Annotated in this window: 16 protein-coding genes and 2 pseudogenes; 1 reads left to right on the plus strand and 17 read right to left on the minus strand. The window is 67.1% G+C overall.

What is annotated here, in order from left to right:
* Positions 1–357: 357 nt before the first annotated feature.
* The 17 genes and pseudogenes from ACFW5B_RS04750 to ACFW5B_RS04830 all read right to left on the minus strand — a co-directional run bounded on the left by ACFW5B_RS04750 (position 358) and on the right by ACFW5B_RS04830 (position 23945).
* A complete protein-coding gene (locus ACFW5B_RS04750; protein ID WP_386433275.1) occupies positions 358–1209 on the minus strand; it encodes an immunity 49 family protein in 852 nt (283 codons plus the stop codon).
* Positions 1210–1245: 36 nt separating this feature from the next.
* The gene (locus ACFW5B_RS04755; RefSeq protein WP_386433278.1) at positions 1246–2118 is read right to left on the minus strand and encodes an immunity 49 family protein; all 873 of its coding nucleotides are present in this window, start codon (positions 2116–2118) and stop codon (positions 1246–1248) included.
* Complete coding sequence (locus ACFW5B_RS04760; RefSeq protein WP_386433281.1) at positions 2115–4844, minus strand: hypothetical protein; 2730 nt, start codon at positions 4842–4844, stop codon at positions 2115–2117. Before ACFW5B_RS04760 ends, ACFW5B_RS04755 begins: the two co-directional genes overlap by 4 nt.
* Positions 4845–5112: 268 nt before the next feature.
* Positions 5113–6087 (minus strand): hypothetical protein, encoded by a 975-nt coding sequence (locus ACFW5B_RS04765; protein ID WP_386433284.1) that lies wholly within the window; start codon positions 6085–6087, stop codon positions 5113–5115.
* A complete protein-coding gene (locus ACFW5B_RS04770) occupies positions 6084–8687 on the minus strand; it encodes a hypothetical protein (RefSeq protein ID WP_386433287.1) in 2604 nt (867 codons plus the stop codon). The genes ACFW5B_RS04765 and ACFW5B_RS04770 overlap by 4 nt, the downstream gene beginning before the upstream one ends.
* Positions 8684–9139, minus strand: coding sequence for a DUF6507 family protein (locus tag ACFW5B_RS04775; protein ID WP_386433290.1), 456 nt, complete (start codon positions 9137–9139; stop codon positions 8684–8686). The genes ACFW5B_RS04770 and ACFW5B_RS04775 overlap by 4 nt, the downstream gene beginning before the upstream one ends.
* A 100-nt stretch (positions 9140–9239) precedes the next feature.
* Positions 9240–9551, minus strand: coding sequence for a pore-forming ESAT-6 family protein (locus ACFW5B_RS04780; protein ID WP_386433293.1), 312 nt, complete (start codon positions 9549–9551; stop codon positions 9240–9242).
* A 50-nt stretch (positions 9552–9601) separates the two neighbouring features.
* The gene (locus tag ACFW5B_RS04785; RefSeq protein ID WP_386433932.1) at positions 9602–9934 is read right to left on the minus strand and encodes a hypothetical protein; all 333 of its coding nucleotides are present in this window, start codon (positions 9932–9934) and stop codon (positions 9602–9604) included.
* Between the two features lie 157 nt (positions 9935–10091).
* The gene (locus ACFW5B_RS04790; RefSeq protein WP_386433934.1) at positions 10092–11519 is read right to left on the minus strand and encodes a DUF6177 family protein; all 1428 of its coding nucleotides are present in this window, start codon (positions 11517–11519) and stop codon (positions 10092–10094) included.
* 82 nt (positions 11520–11601) lie between these two features.
* Positions 11602–15576, minus strand: coding sequence for a type VII secretion protein EccCa (gene eccCa, locus ACFW5B_RS04795; protein ID WP_386433296.1), 3975 nt, complete (start codon positions 15574–15576; stop codon positions 11602–11604).
* Between the two features lie 37 nt (positions 15577–15613).
* Complete coding sequence (locus tag ACFW5B_RS04800; RefSeq protein ID WP_386433299.1) at positions 15614–16855, minus strand: MinD/ParA family protein; 1242 nt, start codon at positions 16853–16855, stop codon at positions 15614–15616.
* Between the two features lie 60 nt (positions 16856–16915).
* Complete coding sequence (gene eccD, locus ACFW5B_RS04805; protein ID WP_386433302.1) at positions 16916–18229, minus strand: type VII secretion integral membrane protein EccD; 1314 nt, start codon at positions 18227–18229, stop codon at positions 16916–16918.
* 234 nt (positions 18230–18463) lie between these two features.
* A complete protein-coding gene (locus ACFW5B_RS04810) occupies positions 18464–18730 on the minus strand; it encodes a hypothetical protein (RefSeq protein WP_274734547.1) in 267 nt (88 codons plus the stop codon).
* A 335-nt stretch (positions 18731–19065) separates the two neighbouring features.
* Positions 19066–20037: pseudogene (locus ACFW5B_RS04815) on the minus strand (sensor histidine kinase); the annotation flags it as partial.
* Positions 20038–20175: 138 nt separating this feature from the next.
* Positions 20176–21699, minus strand: a pseudogene (locus ACFW5B_RS04820) (AAA family ATPase); the annotation flags it as partial.
* A gap of 301 nt (positions 21700–22000) precedes the next feature.
* Positions 22001–22285: a CU044_2847 family protein gene (locus tag ACFW5B_RS04825; RefSeq protein WP_274734545.1), complete on the minus strand. Its 285-nt coding sequence runs from the start codon at positions 22283–22285 to the stop codon at positions 22001–22003.
* Positions 22286–23087: 802 nt separating this feature from the next.
* Complete coding sequence (locus tag ACFW5B_RS04830) at positions 23088–23945, minus strand: 3-hydroxybutyryl-CoA dehydrogenase (protein ID WP_386433937.1); 858 nt, start codon at positions 23943–23945, stop codon at positions 23088–23090.
* A gap of 158 nt (positions 23946–24103) precedes the next feature.
* On the opposite strand from ACFW5B_RS04830, the gene ACFW5B_RS04835 reads away from it, so the two are divergent.
* Positions 24104–25333, plus strand: coding sequence for a glycoside hydrolase family 10 protein (locus ACFW5B_RS04835; protein WP_386433305.1), 1230 nt, complete (start codon positions 24104–24106; stop codon positions 25331–25333).

Raw genomic sequence — 25333 nt, forward strand, 5'->3', positions numbered from 1 at the left:
GGCCGACTGACCCCCATCGAATTCGAGACCGTCATGACCACGCCGGCCCTCCAGGCCGCGTGACCGCACCTGTCACCCGAACCTGCATCAGCCCCTATCACGCCCTGGTGACCTCGCAGCTCGGCCAGGAAGGCGCCCGGTCACGCCAGGACCTGGTATTCATCAACGGTGCAGCAGTTGGCGCGGACAGGGCGAAACCCCACGGGCGGCGCGAGGTACGGCACCGCTCTCAGCAGATTGAGGTGTCGTCGGCCGCGCCCGAGCCAGGAGAGCTTGGTCCGCGCGCCCCTGGTGCCGGGGACGGTTGTCGATCGTGGAACGCCTCGGGAGATCGTTCCGCCGCTGACGGCTGCCTACTTACGTGGGGAACTCGCCGCACCAGTTGCGTTTGATGAGGACGGCGGGCAGGTACTCGGACTCGACCTCGATGGGGATGCCCGCGTCGTGGGCGATGCAGGCCATGGCGAGGGGGGCGAGCCCGACGAGGCCTGGGATCTGGAAGGCTCGCTCCTCCTCGCTCCAGTACTCCTTGTGCCACTGGAGGGCGTTGGCCAGCGCCCGGTTGAAGCCGTCCCGGTCCTTGCGGATGAAGCGGTGGAACATCTCCATCGGGGGGTACAGCAGCTTGCCCACCGTCTCAGGGTCGTCGACGGCTTCCGGGTCGGTGGCGTCGACCGCGGTCACCAGCTTCGGGACGAGGTCCTGGCCGCCGAGCCAATAGGTCTGGAGGGTATCGATCCAGGCGTAGTCGTACTCCCCGAAGCGTGAGCCGTTCTCCCGTAGCAGGCACAGGGGTACACGGCACAGGGATGTGATCCTGTCCTTCTCCCTGCACACCACCGCCAGGTAGAAGGCGCTGAGCCAGGATCCCGGGTGCACGTACCACTGCGCGCCGGTGGCCCGGAGCGTGCGGTCCTTGTGCGCAATGCGGCACTGAACTGATGCTTCGGTCGTGGTCGCGGCAGCGAACACCGCGGAGCCGACCTGCATCGCGTTCACCCAGGCATCCCACGTGGGGAAGATCGCCGCCCTCGGGTCCATCAGGCAGTGCGCCTTGGCCAGGGGGAGCGTGGTGCCCAGGGCATCGCCCAGTCTGGTGGAGCGCGCCTCCAGCCCGTCGATCAGCTTCTCTGAGCTGTTTTGGAGCACGGCGAGGCCCTCTTCCGCGTTGCCCGTGGGAAAGGGGTGGCGGGGGATGATCGAGGCCACGTGATTCTCCTGAGAATGCGCGTCGTCATGTGTGTCTCAGGTGGGGAACTTACCGAGCCAACCGCGCTGGAGCAGGTGCTTGGGCAGGTACTCCGACTCGACCTCGATCGGGAGTTCACCGTCGTAAGCGAGGCAGGCGATTGCAAGAGGGCCCAGCGCGATGCTGCCGTCAATGTCCGCTTCCCGGTCCTCGTTCAGAGTCCAGTACGTCTTGTGTAGCTTCAGCGCCTCCACCAAGGCCGGACTGAAGCCTTCCTCGTCCTTGCGTACGAAGCGGTAGAAGAGGTTAATCGGCGGATAGAGCAAGCCATCCAGCAGATCTCGCGGGGCGACCCGTGCCACTGCGGGATCCGACGACTGGAATGTGGCGGTGAGCTTCTCCACCAGCCCCGGCCGCCGCAGCCAGTACGTCTGCAGGGTGTCCACCCAGTGGTAGATGTACTCGTCGTACTGCCCCTCGGGCGCACGCAGCCGCTCCAGCGGGATCTCACAGAGCTGCGTCATCCGCCGCTGGTCACGGCAAATGACGGCCAGCCAGAACGCCGTCAGCCAATTCCCCGCATCGGCAGTTGACAGCGGGCCGACGGCCGGAAGCGATCGCACCTTCCGGTTGATGCGGCATTCGACAGACCCCTCGCTCGCCCCCGTCACGGCAAACAACGCCGAGCCCAGCTGCATCGCATTGACCGCGGCCTCCCATGTCTCCAGCGCCGCCGCTCGCGGATCGACGACACAGCGAGCGCGCAACAGCAGGAGCCCGGTGTCGAAATGGGAGTCGAGCAAGCTTGTGGCGCCGACGGAGTCCTCGAGACCGTCGATGCCCTCGGCCAAGTGTGCGCTCAGCCGCTCCGCGAACTGCTCGGCGTCAGGTCCCGCCGACAGGTGATGCCGGGAGATGTCTACGGTCACGGAGGAGTCCCCTTACTGATATCGAAGCGCCGATATTGGAGGCCAGTGTACCTTCCTGCGTTCCTCTCCCCCTTGACGACAACATATTCTAGCTTCCCGTCAGCCAGAGCCCTCTCCAGGTCTCTCGCAACTCCGAATTCGCCGCGCTTTTTCATCATGCGGATGATGTCGAAGAAATATTCCCTGCTTCCCTGGGAAACCTTTCTGCCGTCCGGGAGGGTGCGAGAACCGATATCTGTACGGGTATTACTCTTGGCCTCGATAACAACCACTCGACCGTCCTCGTGCTTCCACACCTGATCGAACTGGTCATTGCCGTTCTTTGGGCCGAGGAGGGTCTGCTTGTCGAAGTCCGGGTAGCGCTCAGCGATAAAGTGATGCTCGGCGGCCGTCTCGCCGAACTTCTCGGCTAGGTCCCCCATCTGAGTGTGGGATTCCTTATAGGCCCCCTTGGCCTCGCCCCAGAGCCCTCCCGTTTCGAGAGTGCCGTGGGCTTCGTGCGCCTTGCCGGTCTCCGCCTTCCAGCTCTCGACGAGCTTGTCCCACTGAATGGCGAAGTGGCGCTCCTGCGCAGCCTCGTGGAGAATCTTGAGTCTGGAAGCGCCCGTGACGGTATCCGCCCCTACAGGGATGTAATCGGCGTCGAGGAAATGGGGTTTGGGGGGCTCAGGAGCGTCCTTTGCACGGATCAACGGGCTGTCATCCGACAGCCTGGTCAGCTGAGGCGGAGTGAGCCCGCTCTCGTCCGTGAGTTCCAGGCTCTTCCGGTCGCCGAGGTGTTCGCCGCCTTTGTAGTAGTCCTTGAAGTACCCAGGTTCGTGGTTGGCACGATAGACCTGGATCTCCTCGATCTGCTCCTGCGTGAGCCGTCCACGCGGTCCGTAAGGGTTCGGGCCATCCAGCATGAACTCGGGACGCGGCATGGGCTGGTGCGGGGCCGGGGTGCCGCCCACCTGGTTCTCTCCGGCAGGCGTGGCCGCGTTGTCGCCAGCACGTGCCCCGTCGGCGCCTGCGTTGTCCCCGATGCTCTCCCGGGCGCGGGCAGCGTTGTCGAGGGCATCCAGGACCGAGGACTCCGGATGGCCGGAGCCGGGAATTCCGTTACTGGTGGTGGAACCACCCGCGAGGCCGTTCTCGGCCGTCGAATCGCCAGGGAGGTCGCGGCCGCCGGAGCTGGTGGACGGGTTGTCCGTGTGGCTGGTACCGCCCGCGGGATTGTTGTCGCCTGTGCGGCCGGTGCCGCCTGTCCCGTTGTCCAGGTTGTTGGTGGGCATGTGGTTGCCCGCGTTACCTCCCGGAGCGCCGTGGTTGCCGGCGTGGCCTGTGGGGGTGTTGTCGCCTGGCCTGGTGTGGCCGTGGCCTGCGTTGTCGCTGGTGCGGGCCGGGTCGGCTATGTCCGAGCCGACGCGTGTGAAGTCGTCGCCGCGTCCGCCGACGCCGGCCGGGACCCGCTGTTCCTGGTGGGCCGGGGTCTCGGTCCGTGGGTTGTCCGCGCCAGCCTTCGGGTCGGGGACACCTTCCTTCTTGGCCTGGTCGCCCTTCTGGAGGAGGCTCCCGTCCTCCCTGTAGAGGGAGCCATCGGTGCCCACGTACCTCCCCGGGCCATCTAGTGGGTTCTTCACCGTGCCCGGCGGGAGGGTGATGGTGTCTTCGGGCAGCTTGATTTTGCCGCCCGGGAGCCTGGTTGCCCCCTCCGGAACGGCGGCGTCCTTGGGGAGCTGGATCGTGCCGTCCGGCAGTTTTTGGGAGCCTTCGGGCAGGCTGTAGGCGCCGTCGGAGATATTCGGGGTCGCGAGGTGGCCGGCGTCCCTGAGGCCGGCCATTACGCCGCGGAGCTTGGACAGGCCGATGCCTGCGCCCTTGGCGACGTAGGTCATCGGGTCGAGGGCCTGGGCCACCTTGCTGCCGACGGAGATGGCTTTGGCCGCCGTGGCGGCCTTGCCCGCGCCCGCTACGGCGCTGCCGCCGCCCCGGGTGATGACGGCGCTCAGGATGTTGAAGGTGACAGCGCCTGCGGCCCGGGAGTTGTTCGATCCCCACTGGTCCCAGGCGACGAACGCTTTTCCGGTCTCAAGCATCGCGGTACGCGATTCCCGCAGCCAGGAGGGAAGCATGTGCCCGGGTGTCGCGAAATAAGGGGCGGCCAAGAAGGGCAAGCCGGTGGTGATCGTGATGCCGGTGGAGAGCTTGGCCAGACCGAGCCATGCCTCACCGGCGGCGTCTCCTCCGTGCCCGCCGAACAGGGTTTTCAGTGCCTCGACGCCGGCTCCTGCGCCGTCGACGACGAAGCCCTTGCCGAATTCCCAGGCGTGCTCCCACACCTGCCATCCGGGAATGGATTCCTCGACCGCCTCGCCCCAGGGCAGGCTCTTGGCCTGCTTGAGGTCTTCGGCGTTGTAGCCGTACCCCGTCTTGTGGGTGGCGTCGATGACGTGGAGCGCCTTGCCGTTGACGAGGCCGACGATCTTGGCGTGGCAGTTGCGTTCGGCTTCCTGGAACGCGGTCCAGACTTCGGCGATCTTGTTGCGGCGGGCCAGGTTCTCGTCGGTCAGGTCGCCGTCTTCGCTCCAGTCATCTTCGGCGGCCTCGTTGGATTGGAAGTCGGCGGCTTCCTTCTTGAGCTGCTTGAACTTCTCGATCAGAGGGGTGATCTCACGGGCGTAGGCGCCCAGCGCCTTGGCGATGACGCGCATGTCCTCGCCGAGGTCATGCGCCGTGTCCTCCACCGGTTTGGTGACGCCGAACAGCTGCTCCGCCTCGGGTGCCTTGTAGAAGGCGGCCAGCCCACCGAAGGACTTGTGAGAGCTGATTCCAGCCCCGGCGCCGTCACCCCTCGAGATCCCAGAACTATGAGCCGCATTCCCTCGGTGCGCGCATCAGAGTCGGCATGGAACTCTCCTTAAGGTTTAGCCGCGTTGGTCAGGAATGCGGCGAGGTAACCGTCTTGGGAGCGTTGCTCTGCCGGAGAGTCTCGCTGGCCGCATACCCGGCGTCTCAGTGCCGGCCGGAGTACTCCTGCAGCATGTCGAGCGAGTCGATGTCGTGCTGCTCGGACACCCCGTGGGACCCAGCCACTTCCCGGAGCGCGGCCAGAGGTGGCACCCCCGCCTGACGCGCCTTCGCGAAGTGCAGGAGCCATGGGATGCCCTCCTCAAAGGCGGCCTCGCCGGCCGCGGTCCGCGGCTCGTAGCCCGCCGCGTCTTCGGCCGTGCCGGCCCAGAGGTAGCCCATCACCCGGTCTCGGCTCAGCACCTTCACGTACCGGACGGGGCCGTCGGTCCAGCTCTCGTAGCCCTGCTCCGGATATCTGTCCGGCAGTAGCCTCATCAGCTTCTTCCAGCGCGCCGGGACTTCGAACGTCCCCCACGAGTCGTCATAGTCGGCCCCTTCTTCGGACAGGTCCTCAAAGCCCGTGGCCGTGGGGTGGGCATACCGGGTGGGATCACCGGGATCGGGCGCGCTTCCGAGAACCTTGGACATCCCCCGCAGGACCGCTTCAAGGCGTGGCGCATTCTCCGCGTGCACTGCGGGCTGCGCGCGCTCGCGTAGGTCGAGTGTCAGCCATGCGTCCGAGAACGTCGACAAGGTGACCAGGCCGCCGCCCTCACCCCACACATCCAAGCCCAACGAGAACAGCTTCTCAGCCCGGTGGCCAGCGCCGGACTCGAACCAAACCCCGGGAACATCGCTCTGTACAGACAGCAGGCGCCCTGCGACCAGCCCGACGCGGTCCACCGCAGCCGCCTGGCCAGCTAGGGAGGAGCCCTGCCAGGTGAGCAGCGGCTGCCCGACGGCATCGCGAGGAGCGAGGGAAAGCGTCGTCCGCCCCCATCCCGCGGCGATCTCCTGATGGACCATCTGTGCATGAACGGCAGTGAAAAGTTCCAGGGCGTTCGCGGCACCGCGCCGCTCGGAGACGTCCACCGTGACGTCCCAGAACCATTCGCCCACAGGCTCGGTAGTAATCACAGTATGTCCTTAGGGTCTGTCTTCGCTCCGGGAGGTATCACGAGCGAGCCGTCGTCGAGCCTGATGACGAATGTCGTCCCGGCGCCGAGGCCGTTGCCGTTGCGACCGACTCGGTGAACGTCTATGAGCGCCTGGAAGGAGCCGTTCTCCATCCACTGGGCGACGCTACCTTGGCCGTCCACAAGCATGATGCGGTGGTCGACGTCGGATTTGGCCAGCTGGCCTAGGTACTTCCCACGCATGATCTCACCCACCGGGTCGAGAGGTTCGTTCAGGCGCTTCATCTGGTACCCGTACACCTCGCCGTTCTCGGCACGTAGATGCACGTCGATATCTCCGCCAGTTGCGTTCTTCACCTCGAAGTTGATCGACTCGGCAGGCACCCCGCTCTTGCACAGGTCGTCGGCGAAGATGATCTGGTCGATGCCGGGCTCGACCATTCCGATCTTTTTTGACCCCAGACTCGATACCACCTGGGAGAAATCCCCACTGCGGTTGAACCGCCCGGAAGCAATGATGTCGGCCACCGCGTGGCCGCGCGGATTCTCGGCCAGGCGGGAGAGCGCCAGCTCGAGAACATTCGGCTTGGGACGCGTGGCACCTGGGAGTCCCTTGATCGCTTCGCGTAGACGCTGCTCCAGCTCGCCGCCGCGCTCCATAGGCAACATCGACTCGGAAGCCCCGCCGGGGGCGTGCTCAGCAGGTGTTTGCAAGCCTTCGTCGCCCAGGCCGGTCTGACCGGCTCCGCCGCCTCTCGAACCGCCGCCGTCACCGAATGAGGCGTCAGACGAGCTCGGCCCATCATGGCCGCCAGACTGTCCGTTGTGATCACTCTGGTGCGGGACCCCCTGCCTGTCGCCGGAGCTGTGTTCGGGCCCGGTTGGCGTAGTGTCCGAGGCGTGCGCCCCACCCGAGGGGGACGGTTCGGTGTGATTGTTGGTGGGCATGTGGTTGCCCGCGTTGCCGCCCGGAGCGCCGTGGTTGCCGGCGTGGCCTGTGGGGGTGTTGTCGCCTGGCCTGGTGTGGCCGTGGCCTGCGTTGTCGCTGGTGCGGGCCGGGTCGGCTATGTCCGAGCCGACGCGTGTGAAGTCGTCGCCGCGTCCGCCGACGCCGGCCGGGACCCGCTGTTCCTGGTGGGCCGGGGTCTCGGTCCGTGGGTTGTCCGCGCCAGCCTTCGGGTCGGGGACACCTTCCTTCTTGGCCTGGTCGCCCTTCTGGAGGAGGCTCCCGTCCTCCCTGTAGAGGGAGCCATCGGTGCCCACGTACCTCCCCGGGCCATCTAGTGGGTTCTTCACCGTGCCCGGCGGGAGGGTGATGGTGTCTTCGGGCAGCTTGATTTTGCCGCCCGGGAGCCTGGTTGCCCCCTCCGGAACGGCGGCGTCCTTGGGGAGCTGGATCGTGCCGTCCGGCAGTTTTTGGGAGCCTTCGGGCAGGCTGTAGGCGCCGTCGGAGATATTCGGGGTCGCGAGGTGGCCGGCGTCCCTGAGGCCGGCCATTACGCCGCGGAGCTTGGACAGGCCGATGCCTGCGCCCTTGGCGACGTAGGTCATCGGGTCGAGGGCCTGGGCCACCTTGCTGCCGACGGAGATGGCTTTGGCCGCCGTGGCGGCCTTGCCCGCGCCCGCTACGGCGCTGCCGCCGCCCCGGGTGATGACGGCGCTCAGGATGTTGAAGGTGACAGCGCCTGCGGCCCGGGAGTTGTTCGATCCCCACTGGTCCCAGGCGACGAACGCTTTTCCGGTCTCAAGCATCGCGGTACGCGATTCCCGCAGCCAGGAGGGAAGCATGTGCCCGGGTGTCGCGAAATAAGGGGCGGCCAAGAAGGGCAAGCCGGTGGTGATCGTGATGCCGGTGGAGAGCTTGGCCAGACCGAGCCATGCCTCACCGGCGGCGTCTCCTCCGTGCCCGCCGAACAGGGTTTTCAGTGCCTCGACGCCGGCTCCTGCGCCGTCGACGACGAAGCCCTTGCCGAATTCCCAGGCGTGCTCCCACACCTGCCATCCGGGAATGGATTCCTCGACCGCCTCGCCCCAGGGCAGGCTCTTGGCCTGCTTGAGGTCTTCGGCGTTGTAGCCGTACCCCGTCTTGTGGGTGGCGTCGATGACGTGGAGCGCCTTGCCGTTGACGAGGCCGACGATCTTGGCGTGGCAGTTGCGTTCGGCTTCCTGGAACGCGGTCCAGACTTCGGCGATCTTGTTGCGGCGGGCCAGGTTCTCGTCGGTCAGGTCGCCGTCTTCGCTCCAGTCATCTTCGGCGGCCTCGTTGGATTGGAAGTCGGCGGCTTCCTTCTTGAGCTGCTTGAACTTCTCGATCAGAGGGGTGATCTCACGGGCGTAGGCGCCCAGCGCCTTGGCGATGACGCGCATGTCCTCGCCGAGGTCATGCGCGGTGTCCTCCACCGATTTGGTGACGCCGAACAGCTGCTCCGCCTCGGGTGCCTTGTAGAAGGCGGCTAGCCCACCGAAGGACTTGTGGACGTCCGAGCCGGCCCTTGCGACCGTAGAGCCGCCGCGGGAGAGCGCCTTGATCTTGGTTTCGAGAACGTCCAGGTCCCCGGTGAAGACCGGTACATCGGCCGGGTCGACCGGTCCGCCGCTCACTTCTGCTTCCCCCCGAAGTCCTTGAGAGCCTCCAGCCGCACGGCGTGGGCGGCGCTTTGGGCGTTCTTGGCCGCTTCCAGGTCGCCCTGGACGTATTCATTGGTGGCTTTGGCAGCCCCTAGAACGGCGGCCTGGCAACGGTCGGCCATCGCCTTCATGTCCTTCTTGCGGCCGTTTACGTACTCGACCAGCGCGGCGGCGACCGGGCCCGTTGCCGTCTTCGGCAACAGGTCCGGGGCCACCGGTCCCACTGGCTTGTACCCCGACGCCGACATCAGCCCGTTCGGTGACGTGGTGGCCTGCGTGCCCGGCACAGCCGTACCGGCCGCCTGGGCTGCCTCCTGGATGTCGGCGAGCAGTGTGTTGAGGGCCGTGCCGAGGTCTTCGGCGTGCGTGCCGACGACCTTCAACTGGCCCTGCACTCCCTGCGGCTGAATATCCCATGACGCCATGAACGCCCCCCGTATTCCTCATCTCTTGCACCCACGCACCACGACCCGCGCGACACCGCCGCCCCCACGGAGACCAACAAGCTGGTGCGCTGGGGGTGGTTCAGCCGATGTTGTCGACTGCGGCCTTTGCGCGTGCGAGTGTCTGGTGCGCGGTGGAGTCGTTCCTCTCCAGCGTCGTCTTCAGCAGCTGGATGATGCTCCGGACCTCCTGCGAGGCACGGTTCCAGCGCTGCTCCTTGCCGTGGTACTCCTCGGCGACACCATCCGCGGCGAAATCCGCCATGGCCGCCTTGACCTGCGCATCACGCGCCGCGATCACCTGCTCCAGACGGCCGATCACCGCCTGGATGTTGCCCTGCGCCTCCGCCGATGCACCCGAGTCGTACGAACGACGGTCCATGCCAGCAGCCATCACAATCACTCCCCCTAAAGACTCTGTGTACTTCCGCAGCTACCGGGCTGTCAGCGGCCCGAGAAGCGGGCCGCGTCGAAGTTCGCCGACGCCATCTGCGTCCGGGCGTTGTCGGCCTGCTCCTGCACGCCCGAGCCGAACGCCGACTCCATACCCGACTGGCCGCCCACGATCGCGGACAGCGCGCTGTTCAGCGACGCCGTGATCTCGTCCGCGTTCGCCTTGAAGGAGTCGAACGCCGCCTTGCCCGCGCCGTTGAACTTGCCCTCCAACGGCTGCGCCGCCTGGACGAGCTGGTGGATCAACGTCCCCAGTTCCGTGCTCGATCCCTGCGACTTCGACCTCAGGGTCGAGAGCGTCTGCGCTCCCATGTCGAACTTCATCGGGCTCCCCCTGCCGGACTTGACGATCGTATGTACGGTCATGCCTATCAACCGGGACATGACCGGTGCAATTCACAATCCCGATGCTATGACGAGGGTGTGACAATGGCTCAAATGTGCCAGGAGCCGCCCCCGTCACTTGCGCAATCAGACGCTCCTACTCGCCTTTGAGATGCCGCATGAGGCGTTCGAAGTCCTGCCAGCCCGACAGGTCGGAGGGGTCGCCGGGCAGTGGGTAGTACAGCGCGGGGTGGGCCTTGGGTCCGAGGGGGACAGGCGGCTGGGACAGCGGGATCTGCCGGGCGCGGTCGTCGGGCATCTGATGGACTTCCTCCGCGCCGAGTACGAAGGCGAACGGGACGCCGGGACCCTCGAAGCGGGGCGGCACGGCCAGGTCGCGGCGGGCTTTGCGGATCTGGATGAGCATCGAGGTGAGGCGGTGGCGGGTGGCGAGCAGTTCCGCGGCCCTTGGCAGGGCGCTCACGGGAGGCTCCTCGTCGGGCCCGTAGCCGAAGGTCAGCGTGACGTATTCCTCCACGCCTGCCGTCGTGCGCTTGACGCGGATGGTGGCGAGGCCGGGCCGGTCCGGGCTGCCGACCACTACGAACCAGGTCGGCGCTGGGGCCCGCTCGTAGGCGATGTCGGTCAGCTGGCGCGGTGACCAGGGGAGGGTGGCGGGTTCTGCGGTGCCCCATCCGGCCGGGGGATTGCCGGTGAGTTCGCGCCATATCGACTCCAGCGCGCCCCCGAGTACCAGACGCTCGTCTGCTGGGTGGGTGGTGCGGAAGGTGATGGCCAGCTGGCGCTCGCCGGTGGCCATGACCTCCTGGTAGGAGGCAGCCAGCCGAGTGCGGGGGTCGTCGTCGGTTGCATCGGGCGACGTCACGGGGGCGAACATGCCGTCCTGCCAGGACAGTACGGCTCCGGTCAGCCCGTCGTAGTAGCCGTCCCGCTCGTCCCGTAGGACCCAGCGGGAGGGCCAGTTGCTGAGGCTGTCGCGCACGGCGGGGGAGAGCGTGGTACCGGGCGGGGTGACGATCTGCAGACCCAGCTCGGTGTTGGCGGCTGTCTGGTATGCGTGCGAGAGCCAGGCGGTCATGGCGACCACGGGGCGGTCCTGGATGACGACGGCGACTTTGTCGGTGAGGACGTCGACGGTGGCCTGACCGGCGGCGGGGTCGGCGGGGGTGGGTGCGACGTTTACGCCGTCGGTTTTCACCACGGTGAGGTTGCGTGCGGCTTCGGGTGGCCAGGCGGAGCCGTCAGCCAAGGTGGCCAGTCGGGCGGCGAAGGTGCCCGCGAGGAGTTCGGCGTGTTCGACGCCGGTGGTGGCGCGGGCTTCCGTCCACCAGTAGGGGACGGGCGGTGGCATGGCGCCGAGGAGCCGTTCAGCTTCTCCGGGTACCTGGACGAGCAGTGGTGCCTCGACGGAGACGAGCGGTCGGCCTTCCTCGTCGCAGAGTCGTATGACGGCGCCTTCGCCTGTTGTGTCGACGAGGTTGTCGGGGCCTCCGGAGAGCAGGCCCGCGAGCATGGTGGCCGGGTCGGGCATGCGCTGGGTGAGGGCGATGACGTCCTTGGTCATGTGGTCGGCCGGTCCTTCGTCGTTCGTGGCATGAATGCCGTGCGTCTTGTGGTCCACGTGGGCGAGAGAGCCCGCTTGCGCGTCACCTGGGGGCGTGCACGGTCTGGATCAGGCGGTTGGGCTGGCCTCTGCGGATGAAGACGCCGCGGCCCGGTGGCTGCTGGGAGGCGTAGACGCCGGGGAAGAGCTGGCCTTCGCCGCGGTCGCCCGCCATGAGCAGTGCGGAGGATCCCGACTCGCGCAGGCCCTGGACGAGGGGTTCGTAGATGCCGCGTGAGGCTCCTGCGACACGGCGCGTCAGGACGAAGTGGAGGCCGATATCGACAGCGGAGGGGATGTACGGGAGGAAGGGTGCCAGTGGTTCCTGGCCGGCGGTGGTGAGCACGTCGTAGTCGTCGACGAGGACGACGATCCGCGGCCCGCCGCCCCAGCTACCGGGCTCCAGCTCCTCGACGCGCGCGCCGTCATCGGGCAGCCGCTTGTCCAATACGTCGGCGATACCCGTGGCGAGGCCCGCGCACAGCTTGGCGTTGTACGCGTAGCCGCCGTTGAACTCCTCGGGAACCACGCCCCGCAGACTGCGTCGGGGGTCCATGACGGCGAAGACCAGCTCGTCCTCGCCGTAGCGGTCGATGAGGCCGTGGGCGATGGTCTTCAGGAGATTCGTCTTGCCGCACTCGCTGTCGCCCATGATCAGCAGGTGCTGGTCGTGCTGGAACAGGTCGAGCAGCACGGGTTCGAGGGCCGTCTGGTCCAGGCCGATCGGCACCCGCTGGGGTTCTGCGACCGGGCCCGGCAGGAGGTGGGGCTCAAGGACGTGCGGCAGCACCCGTACCGGCTGGGCGACCTCGCCGCTCCAGGTGGCGCGGATCGTCCGGGTCGCGCGCTCCAGAACCGCCCCCAGGTCCGCGGTATCAGCGAGCGAGTCCGTACGGGGAAGCGCGACCTGTGCGAAGAGCTTGCCGGTGGTCAGGACGCGGCCGGGCTCGTCGGGGGAGAGGGTCACTGTCAGCTTGCTGTCGATGCTGGACTCGCTGGGATCGTTGAGCCGTAGCTCGACGCGGGTGCCGAAGTTCGACTGGACGGCGATGCGCACGTCGTTCCAGCGGAGCATGCCCGCCACGACGTGGATGCCGTAACCGCCGCCGCGTTGCAGGATGTCGGCGACGGCGTCGTCCAGCTCTTCGAAGTCGTCGCGCAGCGCGCCGAAGCCGTCGATGACGAGCACGATTTCGGCGGAGGCCAGCTGCGGCAGCCGGCCCGCCGCGTGCAGGGCACGCAGCTGATCGACGGAGTCGATGCCATGCTCGCGGAAGAGGTCCTCCCTGGCCGCGAGCATGTTACGTACCTCGTCGACGGTGCGCGCCACCCGCTCACGGTCGACGCGGCCCGCGACACCTCCGACGTGCGGCAGGCCCGCCAGAGCGGCCAGGCCGCCGCCGACCAGGTCGAGGCCGTAGATGCCGACCTCCTGCGGGGTGTGGGTCAGCGCGAGGGAGAGGACGAGGGTGCGCAGGAGCGTGGTCTTGCCGGACTGCGGGCCGCCGATGACGGCGGCGTGACCGCCCGCCACCGTCAGGTCCAGGTACCACTGGCCCTGCCACTGCCTGGCCGGATCGTCGAGCAGACCGAGTGGTACCTCCAGTGGGCCGCGACGCCCCGTGAGCTGCGTGCCGCGCGCACCGACGTTCAGGGGGCCGGCGACCGTGTCCAGGGCGATCGCGTCGGGCAGCGGGGGCAGCCAGATGCGGCGCACCGGACCGGCGGCGTTGGCCAGCTGCTCGACCATGACGCCCAGCTCGGTCGGCCCCATCTCGCGGCGCCGCACCGCAGGCTCCTCGGTGTCCGCATCCTTCGCACCGGTCATGGTGTTGAAGGTGTCGTAGGGGAGGGCGAGGGGCCCGGTGTCCTCGTCGTCCTGGTGCTGCACGGGGCCGCGGTAGGCGCCCGAGACATAGCTCGCCTTGAAGCGGTCGTAGTGGCTGGTGTCGACCTTGAGGTAGCCGAAACCGGGCAGCGGCGGCAGGTGGAAGGCGTCTGCGGTGTCCAGAACCGTACGGGATTCGTCGGCGGAGAACGTGCGCAGGCCGAGCCGGTAGGAGAGGTAGGTGTCCAGACCCTTGAGATGGCCGCCCTCGATGCGCTGGCTGGACAGCAGCAGGTGCACGCCGATGGAGCGGCCGATACGGCCGATGGACAGAAACAGGTCGATGAAGTCCGGCTTCGCGGCGAGCAGTTCACCGAACTCGTCGATGACGACGAACAGGTGCGGCAGCGCCTCCAGATCCGACCGTCCGCCGGCGCGCAGCGCGGCGTAGTCCCCGATGTCGGCGACATTTCCCGCGTCCTTGAGGACCCGCTGACGGCGCTTGACCTCGCCGGCGAGTGAGGCGTGGACGCGTTCGACGAGGCCGGCCTGGTTCTCCAGATTGGTGATGACGCCGGCGACGTGCGGCAGGTTGGCGAACGGCGCGAAGGTCGCACCGCCCTTGTAGTCGACGAGGACCAGGGCGAGGTCCTCAGGCGGGTGGGTGGCTACCAGGGCGAGGACAATGGTGCGCAGGAGTTCCGACTTGCCCGAGCCGGTGGCGCCGACGCACAGGCCGTGCGGGCCCATGCCGAGTTCGGAGGACTCCTTCAGGTCCAACAGCACCGGCTCGTGGGAGTCGTTGATGCCGATCGGTACGCGCAGGAAGGCACGTTCGCCGCGCGGCGCCCACAGGCGCGAGAGGTCGAGCTGTGCCACGTCGTCGACGCCGAGCAGTTCGGCGAAGTCCACCGGCCCGGTCAGGGGGGCGTCGGTGAGCGATTCGGCGGACAGCCGCAGTGGCGCCAGCATCCGGGCCAGGCCCTCGGCGAACGGGATGCTGGCCTCGTCCACAGAGCCGTGGGCGAGGACCGGCTCCTGCGCGCGCAAGTCCTCGATGAGCACCTGATCGCCGTCGGCAGTGATCCGGACGCCGACCTGTCCCGGCTCCTGGACCCGCTGTTCGAGCAGGTGCAGGACGGTGACGCCCATCTCGCGCAGGCCGACCGCCTCGTCGGGACGTGGCAGGTCTACGGCGTCCTCACCATGCCCGTCGGCGACGACCAGCAGGCGGGACGTCATGGACAGGGCGTCCTTGTCGGACAGGCCGCGGCGTACCTCTGCCGCGTAGGAGGCGCGACGGCGCAGTTCTGGGCCGAGCTGCCGGGCGAGCTGGGGTGCGGAGGGGGCGATACGGCGGGCGGCGACGGGGCCGTCGTACTGCTCGGTGTCGAGCAGATGCGGCATCCATTTGGCCCACTCCCAGTCGGCGAGCCGGTCGCCGGGCGCGGCGAGCGCCATGGCCACGTCGTCGGGGGCGTGCAGGGCAGCGGCCTGGACGAGCAGGGCGCGCGCGACGCGGAGGCAGTCCTCGCGGGGGCCGATGACGCTGACGTTGCCGACGCGGTCGAGCGGGACGGTGAGCGGGAGTTCGGTGCCGGTGCGGAAACGGGCCATCAGCGCCGACGCCTCATTGAGCATGAAGCGGTCGGGCGGGGTGAGGACCGACGAACCCTGCTGGGCGATCTGCAGATCGCGTACGGGCATCTCACCGGTGCCGACACGTACGCGCAGAAAGTCGCCGTCGGCGCGACGGCGCTCCCACAGGCGAGCTGGATCGCGCACGATGTCGTAGAGGGCGGCCGGCGGCGGGTTGAGGACAACAGCCCGCTCGCGCCGCTCCCGCTCCTCGCCGGCCAGCTCCTCGCGCAGATCCTCCAGATAGGCCAGATACGCCTCGCGCTGAGTGCGCCGAGTGCGCTGCGCCTTGCCGCGCTGTGAGAAGACCAGCGCGACGGACCCGATGACGGTGACGACGAGGATGATCGCGCCGAGTCCGGCGAACTGGCTGTTGCGCACGACCGTCATCATCACCACCGACGACATGACGCCGGCGACGGGCAGCAGCGACATCGCGATGTTGCCCGCCTTCCCCTCGGGGAGGTTGGGCGGGGCCTCGATGATGCGCGCCTTGGACGCGGCCGGTGGCCGGGTGGTCCTGGCCGGGCGGTGTATCAGTCGGGTACTCATCGTCGTCCGTCATTCGCGGTCGGGCTTGGCATCTGGGTCAGTGACGCTGCTGGGAGAGGGAGAGCTGGAAGACGTCCGCGGCGAGGCGGGCTGCGGCTTCCCTGGTCGAGTGAGCCAGCAACTCGGTGTGGACTTGCCCGCCGGCTGCCAAATGCCGGTCATACGGCAGAACCTGGACGCTGACCCCAGTGGCCTTGAGTTCCCGGGTCGCTGCGTCGAGGTCGAGTCCGGAGTGCGGTACCAGCTCGGTGAGCACGACGACCGTGCCGGCGATTACATGTCGCGGCAGCCCCTGCATCCACTGGAGCACCGAGAACGTACTGGTGACGCCTTCCGGCGTGGCGGGCGTAACCAGGACACGGCCATGGGCGGCGGCCAGCGCGACCCGGGCGACTTCGGCGGGCAATGTCTCGCAGTCGATGACCATCACACCGAAGTAGCGGCGCAGCGCGACCACGGCCCGCTCGTATGCCCGGCTGTTCAGCATGACTCCGATCTGGCCCTGGCTCGCGGGCAGCAGCCAGGCGTTGTCGGGGAGCTGGACGAGATAGCCGGTGACGTCGAGCAGGGACATGTCCGGCTTGACGAGGTCCGCGATCTCGCTGGTGGTCCAGCGCAGCGCCTCGGCGCCGAGACGCAGCGGCAGCGAGCCGAGGGCCGGGTCGGCCTCCAGGAAGAGGACCGGGTCCTGCCGGTAGTGCGCATACGTGGTGCCGAGCAGCGCGGCGACGGTCGACTTGCCGGACCCGCCCCGGATGGAGGTCACGGCGATCTGTCGACCGGTCGTCACGGGCTGCTGCAGCACCGCAGCGGTGCGGGTGACCGCGGCGACCTCGCGCGCGGCAGACGAGGAAAGCGTACGACGCAGGGCACGTGCCGCACGCGCCGCGTAGGACTCGCCGTGCCGGGGCTTGCTGCGCAGCGCGTCGGCCAGGCCGTCGTCCACCACAGGCTGCGAGTCGGGACCGCTCTGGGGCTGGGGGCCCGGGGCGTACGCGGTTGGGGCCTGCTGCTCCTGCCGCTGCTCCTGGTACCCGGCCTGCTGCGGCCAGCCGCCCGGATGACCCGCGTGCCGCTCCTGCCCCTCATACGGGGAGCCGGCCTGCCGTGGCGCGCCACCGTCATGGGTGGGGTCCGGCGCCTGCGCGCCCTGCGCAGGCAGTGCGTGGCCCGGCCTAGAAGTGGGGTACGCCTGTCTGCCGGGGCCATGTGCACCCTGCTCAGCGCCGCCCCTCAAGTCCCGCAGCACATCACCCTGCCAGCCGTCTCCGCTCGGCATGCCTGTTCACCCCCCACTCTGCTGCCCCGCCCGCAGCGCCGGCACATCGACTCAAAACTGTCAGAACTGGTTGAGCAGCTGCCCGTACACACCGAACAAACCAAAGGCGAGCGGGAAGAGCCCCACCATGGCAATGGACTCGACCAGATCGCCCATACGCCGCAGCCGCACCTGAACATGCTCAGGCACCTGCACCGCCAAAACGACCAACGGAAGCACCGCAGCCACACACAACACAGCCAGCGGCCCGGCACCCCCCGCATGCTCCATCCACCATGTCACCAGGCGCACCACCAGGCAGGACGCGGCAGCGAAGAGCGCAACAACCTCAATGACCAGCGGGAACGCTCGCGCCCTCGACACCAGCACCACGACAACGAGGGCTGCCAGTGCCACGGTCCATAGGGTCGGCTTCTCGGCCAGCGTGAGCAGCCATCCCGCGGCGGCTGCCGAAATCGCAGTGACGATCGTCGAGAGGGCAAGGCCTCGGTGCGTCGCCGCCAGCGCAGTACCTACCTGGTGACGGCTGACGGAGACACCGCCCGAGCGGCGATCGTCGAGTGCGGTGAGCCCCGACGCCATCAATGCGAGCCGCGGCAGCACACCGAGCACCACCAAAGAGAAGACAGCCATCACGGCACCGAGCCGGGTCGGCTCACCCTGAACAGCCGCCACCGTCTCCCACACAAGGGCGATCGCGGTAGTGGTCACCGCACCAACGAGCCCACCCCTGCCCACCGGAGAGAAGTATCCAAGGAACACGAGTGTCACGACCAGCGCACCCGCCACGGCAGCGAGCCGCGCGGTGCCCGGCCAGCCGAACGCATCGGCAGCGGTCCACGCCGTGAGAACACCGAGCCCGCCGGCGGCGAGCAGGAGCGCGGTCGCCAGTCCCCGGTTTCCCCGTCCGATCTTGGCAACGAGCGCACCGGCCGCCAGGAGCACAGGCGATACAGCTGACAGGGCACCCACCAGGGCGCCAAGCGGGAACTCACGGCGGGCGAGCAGCGCGGCGATCACGGCGAAGACGACGGTTGCCACACCTGCGCTGGCTCGGCGCGCAGCAGGACGCCAGCGCCAAGACCGCAGATCGAGGTCGTCAGCCACCTGATCGGTGACGTCGTGCACAACGGGAGCCGGCGGCGCGGAATGCGTCGTCACCAGCCGGAGCACGGCGCCGTCGGCCACCCCGGCCGACGCCAGCGTGCTGTCGTACGGCAGGACAGAACCGTCGGCCGTAATCAACTGCCGAGCTACCGGCCGCGATGCGGGCCGATCGCCCAGCAACGGCAGCACATCCGGGATCAGTTGCCCTATCGGCGTATCGGAGAGCAGGACGACATCGGCCCGGCGTCGCTCGCCGACCAACGTCACTCGGCTCAGTTGCGCTCGGGAACTCGCTGCTCTGTTCACCACTTACCGGAACCTACCATCGCGGGGTTGACGAACTCTTTGGCCAGCCAGCCATGCCTCTGTGCCGCTGACGTCCATCCCGACACCACGTCAGAGGAGATGGAACACCTCTGCCGCCGCGCAGAGCTCATCGCGTATGTCTTTTGGTACCGCAAAACCTGTCCGAATCCGATCCGTGGAGTCCTGGGATCTTGTCTACTTCGTCGGCTGCCCGTACTGCTGCACCTGACGCTGCTGCTTCTCCTGCTCAGCCTTCTGCGTGGCCAGCGTGTGCTGAAGGAACGACCACCCCACACACCCCGCGCACAGGACAGCCGTGATCGCGATCCCCGCGAAGACCTTCCCCAGCCGCTCGTCCGCCGTACGCCGCCCACGTTGCACGCCGAACAGCAAGGCGTCCCGCAACCTGCGTCGCCGTACCGCCACCGACTCCAGCAGCTGACTGTCGTAATCCCGCGCCATTTTCCCGTCCGTCGCCTCAATTTGCCTGCGCGTCAGCCATGTTCGATGAACCTCGACCATGTGCGGTGCTTCGCCGGCAGCCGCCGCGAAGTCCTCCCACATGATGGCCCACTTCTGGGGGCCGTCGTGAGCAGGCGACTCGTCGAGCACCTCCATATGCCGTCCGTGTGGCCTGGTGGTGTGTGCGGTACTCGCCTGTGGGTCGGCGCGCAGCCGAATGCTGACACACAGTCGGTGGTCACGGCCCCGCGTCAGCACGGCTCCGAGGCAGAAGGTTCTCGGCCCCCGGCTCACCGAAGAACCATCGTTCAGCGCTTCGCTGGCGTTTGGAGTGTGGGGAGGTAGAGAGTGAAGGTGGAGCCGCGGTCGGGTTCGCTCGTGGTGTGGATCTCACCGCCCAGCAGCCGTGCCACTTCCTTGCTGATGGAAAGCCCCAGGCCGGTACCACCGTACTTGCGGCTTGTGGTGCCGTCTGCCTGCTTGAAGGCTTCGAAGATGACATCCAACTTGCTCTGATCTATGCCGATTCCGGTGTCGGCTACTGAGAAGGCGAGTATGTCGGAATCCGGGGAAGGCAAAGAACCCTGCTCCAGCATCAGTTCACGGATAGTTTCGGGGGCATCGGCCACCGCCCGTCGAATGGTCAGCTCGACGGTGCCTTCGTCGGTGAATTTGAGGGCGTTGGATAGTAGGTTGCGCAGCACCTGCAGTAGCCGTCGTTCGTCGGAGTGCAGCACTGAGGGCAGCTCCGGGGGCACACTTACGAAGAAATCTAGTCCCTTCTCGGCGGCCAGTGGCCGGAATGTCGCCTCGATATAGTCGATGAGCTGAGCTAATACGATTCGAGTCGGGAAAACATCCATTTTCCCGGCCTCGACCTGAGTGAGATCGCGAATATCATTGATGATCTGGAGTAGATCGGATCCTGCGCCATGGATGGTTTCGGCGAATTCCACCTGCTTCGGGGACAGGTGTCCTTCGGCGTTCTCGGCCAGTAGCCGGGAAAGAATCAGCAGCGAGTTGAGTGGGGTGCGCATCTCGTGGGACATGTTCGCCACGAACTCTGTCTTATGGCGCATGGCTACCGCCAGGTACTCGCTGCGCTCCTCCAGAACCTGCCGTGCCTCCTCGATGTCATGGTTGATCTCTTCGATTCGTTGGTTCTGTGCGCGAAGCTGCTCGGCTTTCTCCTCCAGTTCAGCGTTCGAAGTTTCCAGGGCGTTTTGGCGCTGCAATAGCTCTTCGGAACGTTCCCTCAGCTGTTGAGTCAGTTCAAGTGACTGAACGAGCTGTGACTCGGTTTTCTCGTGTGCTACGACCTGTCGCTGACTCTCGTCGATCAGGGTGGTCACGTTGGCTGGGATGTCTTGAACGCGCTCACTCAACCAACCCTGGGCCTCCGCCACGCGCTGTGCGGATAGGAGATCGCCTTCGGTGGCTCTTTCTTCCATCATTGTCAGCCACCTCTGAAAGTCCGCATCGGCGTCGACCCAGTTGGTGAGCCTTCGCCATTCGCGAATAAGTGCCTCATGGGCGATTTCAGCGGTACCGGGCCCATGCGACCCCAGCACGACGAGACGGTGCTCCGGGGCCGCCAGCTGCTGGGCGACATGCCAGTCATGTTGGAGGTGATCTTGATATGCCGTGGCACGTAGTGCATCCGTGGCCCCGCTGCGTGCTCTCACCATCGACAGCAGTACGCGGCGGATACGGTCCTCTTCCAGGTGGCGCGTCAACGAGGAGAAAGCTTGCTCAGCATGCCGGTTCAGCGCCCCCGTGACACCGCCCACGCGGTGGTAGCTGTCATAGGTGATGTGGTGCTGCCTTTGCTGTGGCCAAAGTTCAGTTAAGGCAAATTCCAAGAGTGGCAGGCCGCCGGGCCCCTTGCTTGCGTCGGCCGCGATCATGTCGGCCAGCCCTTCGGCGAAGGTGACTCCCGTCATCCGTGCGGGCTCAATGATCACCCGTGTCATCGCTGCCTGGTCCAGGGGCGAGACGTTGAGCTGTCGGTCTTGGAGGCGAGATCCGATGTCTGGAAGATTCAGCAATGTGGGTAGAAAATCAGACCGCAATGTGCATACGAGGCGCACGTTCGGAGTATGAGGGTGGTCCTGAGGAGGTAGAAATGATTGCAGGAAAGGTAATGCTTCTTCTATTGCTCCGTGTGTAGAGCTGAAGAGTTCTTCGAACTGGTCAGCAACAAGAATGAGTCGCTGATTTGACGCGAGAGCGGTCTTCGCCGCAACATTCCAAAACCCCTCTTCGCGTAGACGCTCCACCACGCTATCGAGATCCTTTGCGCGGTCGCGCCCGGAGCCTTCTACCTCCAGCAGTGCACGGGCGACCGCATAGGACGGAGAGGTGCCGGGACGGAAGGTGACTACTCGCCATCCTTCGGCTTGCAGTGCGGGCTTTAATCCGGCTGCGACAAGGGAAGTTTTCCCCACTCCAGAGGGCCCTGTCACCATAGCCAAAGGCTGAGATTTCACCATCTCGTGCAAGCGGGACACTTCATTTTCTCGCCCGACAAAGAGACCAGCTTCCGCGTCTTCCGGGGTGAAGGCGTGGAGGCCACGGTAGGGACAGGCGGGAAGCATGCTGCGCCCAAGTACCTGCGGCCAGGCTGCTGCGACCTCCGCTGCTGGGACTGCGTACGCATCGTTGGCAGACTCAACCCGGCTGGCCACCGCAAGCATGGCCACGACAGCATCGCCCCACTGGTCCCGGATCACGACCGGAGCGCCGCTGTAGCCGGGCTGCACCCGTAATGCCGACTCTGATTCCCTATCCAGTTGCATCATGCCGCCGCCAACGGCCCCACGGAGCAGGCAGCTGCTCCAGGCGCCGGTCGCAGCTCGCGTGGGGGTTGCGGGATATCCAAAGACGTCGGCTTCGTCGGCGCGACTTGCAGGAGCATCCAAGAGCCGTGCTGCGCCAGCGCCGGCGGGCAAAGGCTCACCCCCAACCATCACCAAGCCGGCAGTATCACGCCCAGAAACTCCATCGCCTGACGGCGGATCCCAGGCATCGACCCGGCAGTTCCGCAATGGCGCACCCTCAGCATCGCCAAGCAGTACGAATTCAACCTGGACCCGGGCATTCGCACTGGGACGGGATCTGGTGGCCTTGTCCCGGCCCAGTGCAACATTTACTACATGGGCGCACGTCACAATGGGCTTTTCGCCGACGACGTAACCGACCCCCGCAGCTTGCCCGCTCGCGCTCTGTCGGACCTTGACGATGAATCCTTCTCGCTTCACAGGCACTGCTTCAGGAAGCGTCCACCGTGCGAGCCCACTTGAGCCGAACAGCGAAATTTACCTCCGCCGTCCCCTTTGCGATGATCACTGAGGTGTCGCCGCCGATCTTGAGTCCGAACTCAACCTCGGCCTCGTCGGGACCCAATTCCCGCAAGGTATCAACCACCCGGGCGAGTGTCGGTCGGACCTGAGTCATGGCGTCGTCCAACGACACGCGCGCCCGGCTCACCACGCCAGCGTCGCCTGCTGCAAGTTCAAGGTCTGAGCCGATGAGCTCGATGTCAGTTTCGAACACCGCTGGCTCTTTGTCGCCATCGTTAAGCGGTACTGCGATAAGTCCCATACTCTCCACCCCTGTCGGGCGATGTGCTCGCGTTGTCGCCGCCACCACCTCTGATGATCAGAGTAGGCAAGACCGGTCGTGGACGTTGATGCTTTCGTCAAACGCCATCGTCGTGGCGCCCGGGGACAATGACAGGTGAGTGGAGGAGCTGCACAACAGGGCCGACGGGCCCTGAAGCTGTCTCAACCCTGAGTGGGATAGGGGGCGAGGCGAGAGGACGCAGCGGCCATGGGCTCGGTCCGGCTGTCCGCCTTGCGGCGCTCCACACTATCGACCAGGCATGAGGCCGGATCCGCTACCAACAACGCCAGCCACTGCAGCACGCCAGAGGCCGCTGAGGGCCCCTGTGTTCTCACGGACGTCCAGTCCTTGGGGAAGGCGTTGGACGGCTGCCGTAGTCCAACGCCCAGGGCCCCGGTGCAGGCTCAGCATCGTTGGTCAGACAGCTCCGAACCAGGGGCGCCAGCAGGGACTTTTCAGGGACTTTCAGCTCTGTCCCAGGGACTTTCCAGGGATTTTCCGCGGAGTAAGAGGGGAAGGGCCCGACAGCTCTGAAAGACGCAAAGTCCCAGGTCAGGGTCTGATTCTTGTCAGTCGATGACGCTCCGCCGGGCAGACCGCACCGACCGGGCAACGCTGCGTAGGTGAGAGCCCGGCTAGGGCTGTGAAAGCAGGTCGGGCGCAGCGCTGCTGCCAGCGCTGCGCCCGGTGAACTCGGCCTTGAACAGGTTCAGTTGGCGCGTCAGCGCACTTCTTAGTACGAGTAGAACCCCGACCCCGACTTCCGGCCCAGCCGGCCCGCGTCCACCATCCGCGCGAGCAGCGGGGGAGCGGCGTACAGGGGCTCCTTGTACTCGTGGTACATGGATTCGGCGACCGAGGCGACGGTGTCCAGGCCGATCAGGTCGCTCAGCTTGAGTGGGCCCATCGGGTGGGCGCAGCCGAGTTCCATCCCGTTGTCGATGTCCTCGCGGCTGGCGATGCCGGACTCGAACATCCGGATCGCGGAGAGCAGGTACGGGATCAGCAGTGCGTTGACGACGAAGCCCGAGCGGTCCTGGGCGCGGATCGCGTGCTTGCCGAGCACGTCCTGCACCAGGGCCTCGGAGCGCTTGATGGTCTCCTCGGCGGTGGTCAGCGCGGGGATCAGCTCGACGAGCTTCTGCACCGGTGCCGGGTTGAAGAAGTGGATCCCGATGACCTGGTCGGGGCGGGAGGTGGCGACCGCCAGCTTGACCAGCGGGATCGACGAGGTGTTGGAGGCCAGGATGGCGTCCGGGCGGGTGATCACCTGGTCGAGGACCTGGAAGATCTCGGTCTTGACCTGCTCGTTCTCGACCACGGCCTCGATGACGAGATCGCGGTCGGCGAACTCCCCGAGGTCGGTGGTGAAGCTGAGCCGGCCGAGCGTCGCGTCGCGCTCCGCGGCGGTGATCTTGCCGCGTTCGGCGGCCTTGCCGAGGGAGTTGGTCAAACGGGTGCGACCCAGCTCCAGAGCTTCGCCGGTGGTCTCGGCGACCATGACGTCCAGTCCGGCGCGGGCGCACACCTCGGCGATGCCTGCGCCCATCTGGCCGCAGCCGACCACTCCGACGCGTTGGATGTCGGTCACATCGTGCCTTTCGCTGATCTTCAGGACCGGCGGTACGCCGTAAGGGTCCGGCACCCGCCTCGCCCCCGACGTTACTCCGCGAGGTGCTGGGCCACGGCTGCCGGGGCGGGCATTCTGAGCCCTCAGGAGGGATGAACCGGACAACTTGGGGACTTTTGATGAGTCGGATCACACGCAGGACCTTTGCCACGGCCGCGTTGGGCGCGGCCACCTCGCTGCTGGCCACGGGGGCCGCGGCGCCCGCGAGCGGGGCGCCGCGGCGCGAACTGCGCGGTATGTGGCTGGCGACCGTAGCCAATCTCGACTGGCCCTCCAGTGCGAAGCTCGGGCCCGCCGAGCAACAGCGCGAACTGCGCGCGCACTTCGACACCGCCGTCGCCCGCCGGCTCAACACGGTGTTCTTCCAGGTGCGGCCCACCGCGGACGCCCTGTGGCCGTCACCGTACGAGCCCTGGGCGCAGTATCTGACCGGGCAGCAGGGCCGCGACCCCGGCTGGGACCCGCTCGACTTCGCGGTCCGCGAGGCGCACCGGCGCGATCTCGAACTGCACGCCTGGTTCAATCCGTACCGCGTCGCCAACCACACCGACCCCGGCCGGCTCACCGCGGACCACCCCGCCCGCCGGCACCCCGGCTGGGTCCTCCCGTACGGCGGCAAGCTCTACTACAACCCCGGACTGCCGGAGGTCCGTGCGTTCGTCCAGGACGCGATGCTCGACGCGGTGCGGCGCTACTCCGTCGACGGGGTGCACTTCGACGACTACTTCTATCCGTACCCGGTCGCCGGACAGCGCCTCGACGACGACGCGGCGTTCGAGGAGTACGGCGACGGCTTCGCGAACCGGGCCGCCTGGCGGCGGGACAACATCGACCGGCTGGTGTACGAGATGGCCGGAAAGCTCCGGGACGGGAACGAGCAGGCCGGACGCACCGTGCGGTTCGGGGTCAGCCCGTTCGCGGTCTGGCGCAATCAGAGCACCGATCCGCAGGGCTCCCGCACCAAGGCCGGGGTGGAGGCCTACGACGACCTGTACGCCGACACCCGCCGTTGGGTGCGCGAGGGCTGGCTCGACTACATCGTGCCGCAGGTCTACTGGCCCCTCGGCTCGGCGCCCGCCGACTACGCCGAACTCGTGCCCTGGTGGGCGCGGACCGTGGACGGCACGGACGTCGGCCTCTACATCGGGGAGGCCCTCTACAAGGCGGGCGCCGCCCAGCCCGCCGCCTGGAAGGACCCGGCCGAACTCTCCCGCCACCTCACCTTCGCCCGCGGCTATCCGCAGGTGGGCGGCCATGTCTACTTCTCGGCGAAGGAAGTGGCCAGGGACCGGGCCGGTGCCATGGCGCGCGTCGTGCGCGACCACTACGGCAGCGCGGCGCGTCCGTAG

This window comes from Streptomyces sp. NPDC058773, from assembly GCF_042746015.1.
Lineage (GTDB): Bacteria > Actinomycetota > Actinomycetes > Streptomycetales > Streptomycetaceae > Streptomyces.

Excerpts from the sequence above, each read along its gene's own strand:
- ACFW5B_RS04775 (WP_386433290.1), bottom strand. The coding sequence starts at position 9,139 with ATGGCGTCATGGGATATTCAGCCGCAGGGAGTGCAGGGCCAGTTGAAG.
- ACFW5B_RS04780 (WP_386433293.1), bottom strand. The coding sequence starts at position 9,551 with ATGGCTGCTGGCATGGACCGTCGTTCGTACGACTCGGGTGCATCGGCG.
- ACFW5B_RS04785 (WP_386433932.1), bottom strand. The coding sequence starts at position 9,934 with ATGAAGTTCGACATGGGAGCGCAGACGCTCTCGACCCTGAGGTCGAAG.
- ACFW5B_RS04790 (WP_386433934.1), bottom strand. The coding sequence starts at position 11,519 with ATGACCAAGGACGTCATCGCCCTCACCCAGCGCATGCCCGACCCGGCC.
- eccCa (WP_386433296.1), bottom strand. The coding sequence starts at position 15,576 with ATGAGTACCCGACTGATACACCGCCCGGCCAGGACCACCCGGCCACCG.
- ACFW5B_RS04800 (WP_386433299.1), bottom strand. The coding sequence starts at position 16,855 with ATGCCGAGCGGAGACGGCTGGCAGGGTGATGTGCTGCGGGACTTGAGG.
- ACFW5B_RS04810 (WP_274734547.1), bottom strand. The coding sequence starts at position 18,730 with ATGGCGCGGGATTACGACAGTCAGCTGCTGGAGTCGGTGGCGGTACGG.
- ACFW5B_RS04835 (WP_386433305.1), top strand. The coding sequence starts at position 24,104 with ATGAGTCGGATCACACGCAGGACCTTTGCCACGGCCGCGTTGGGCGCG.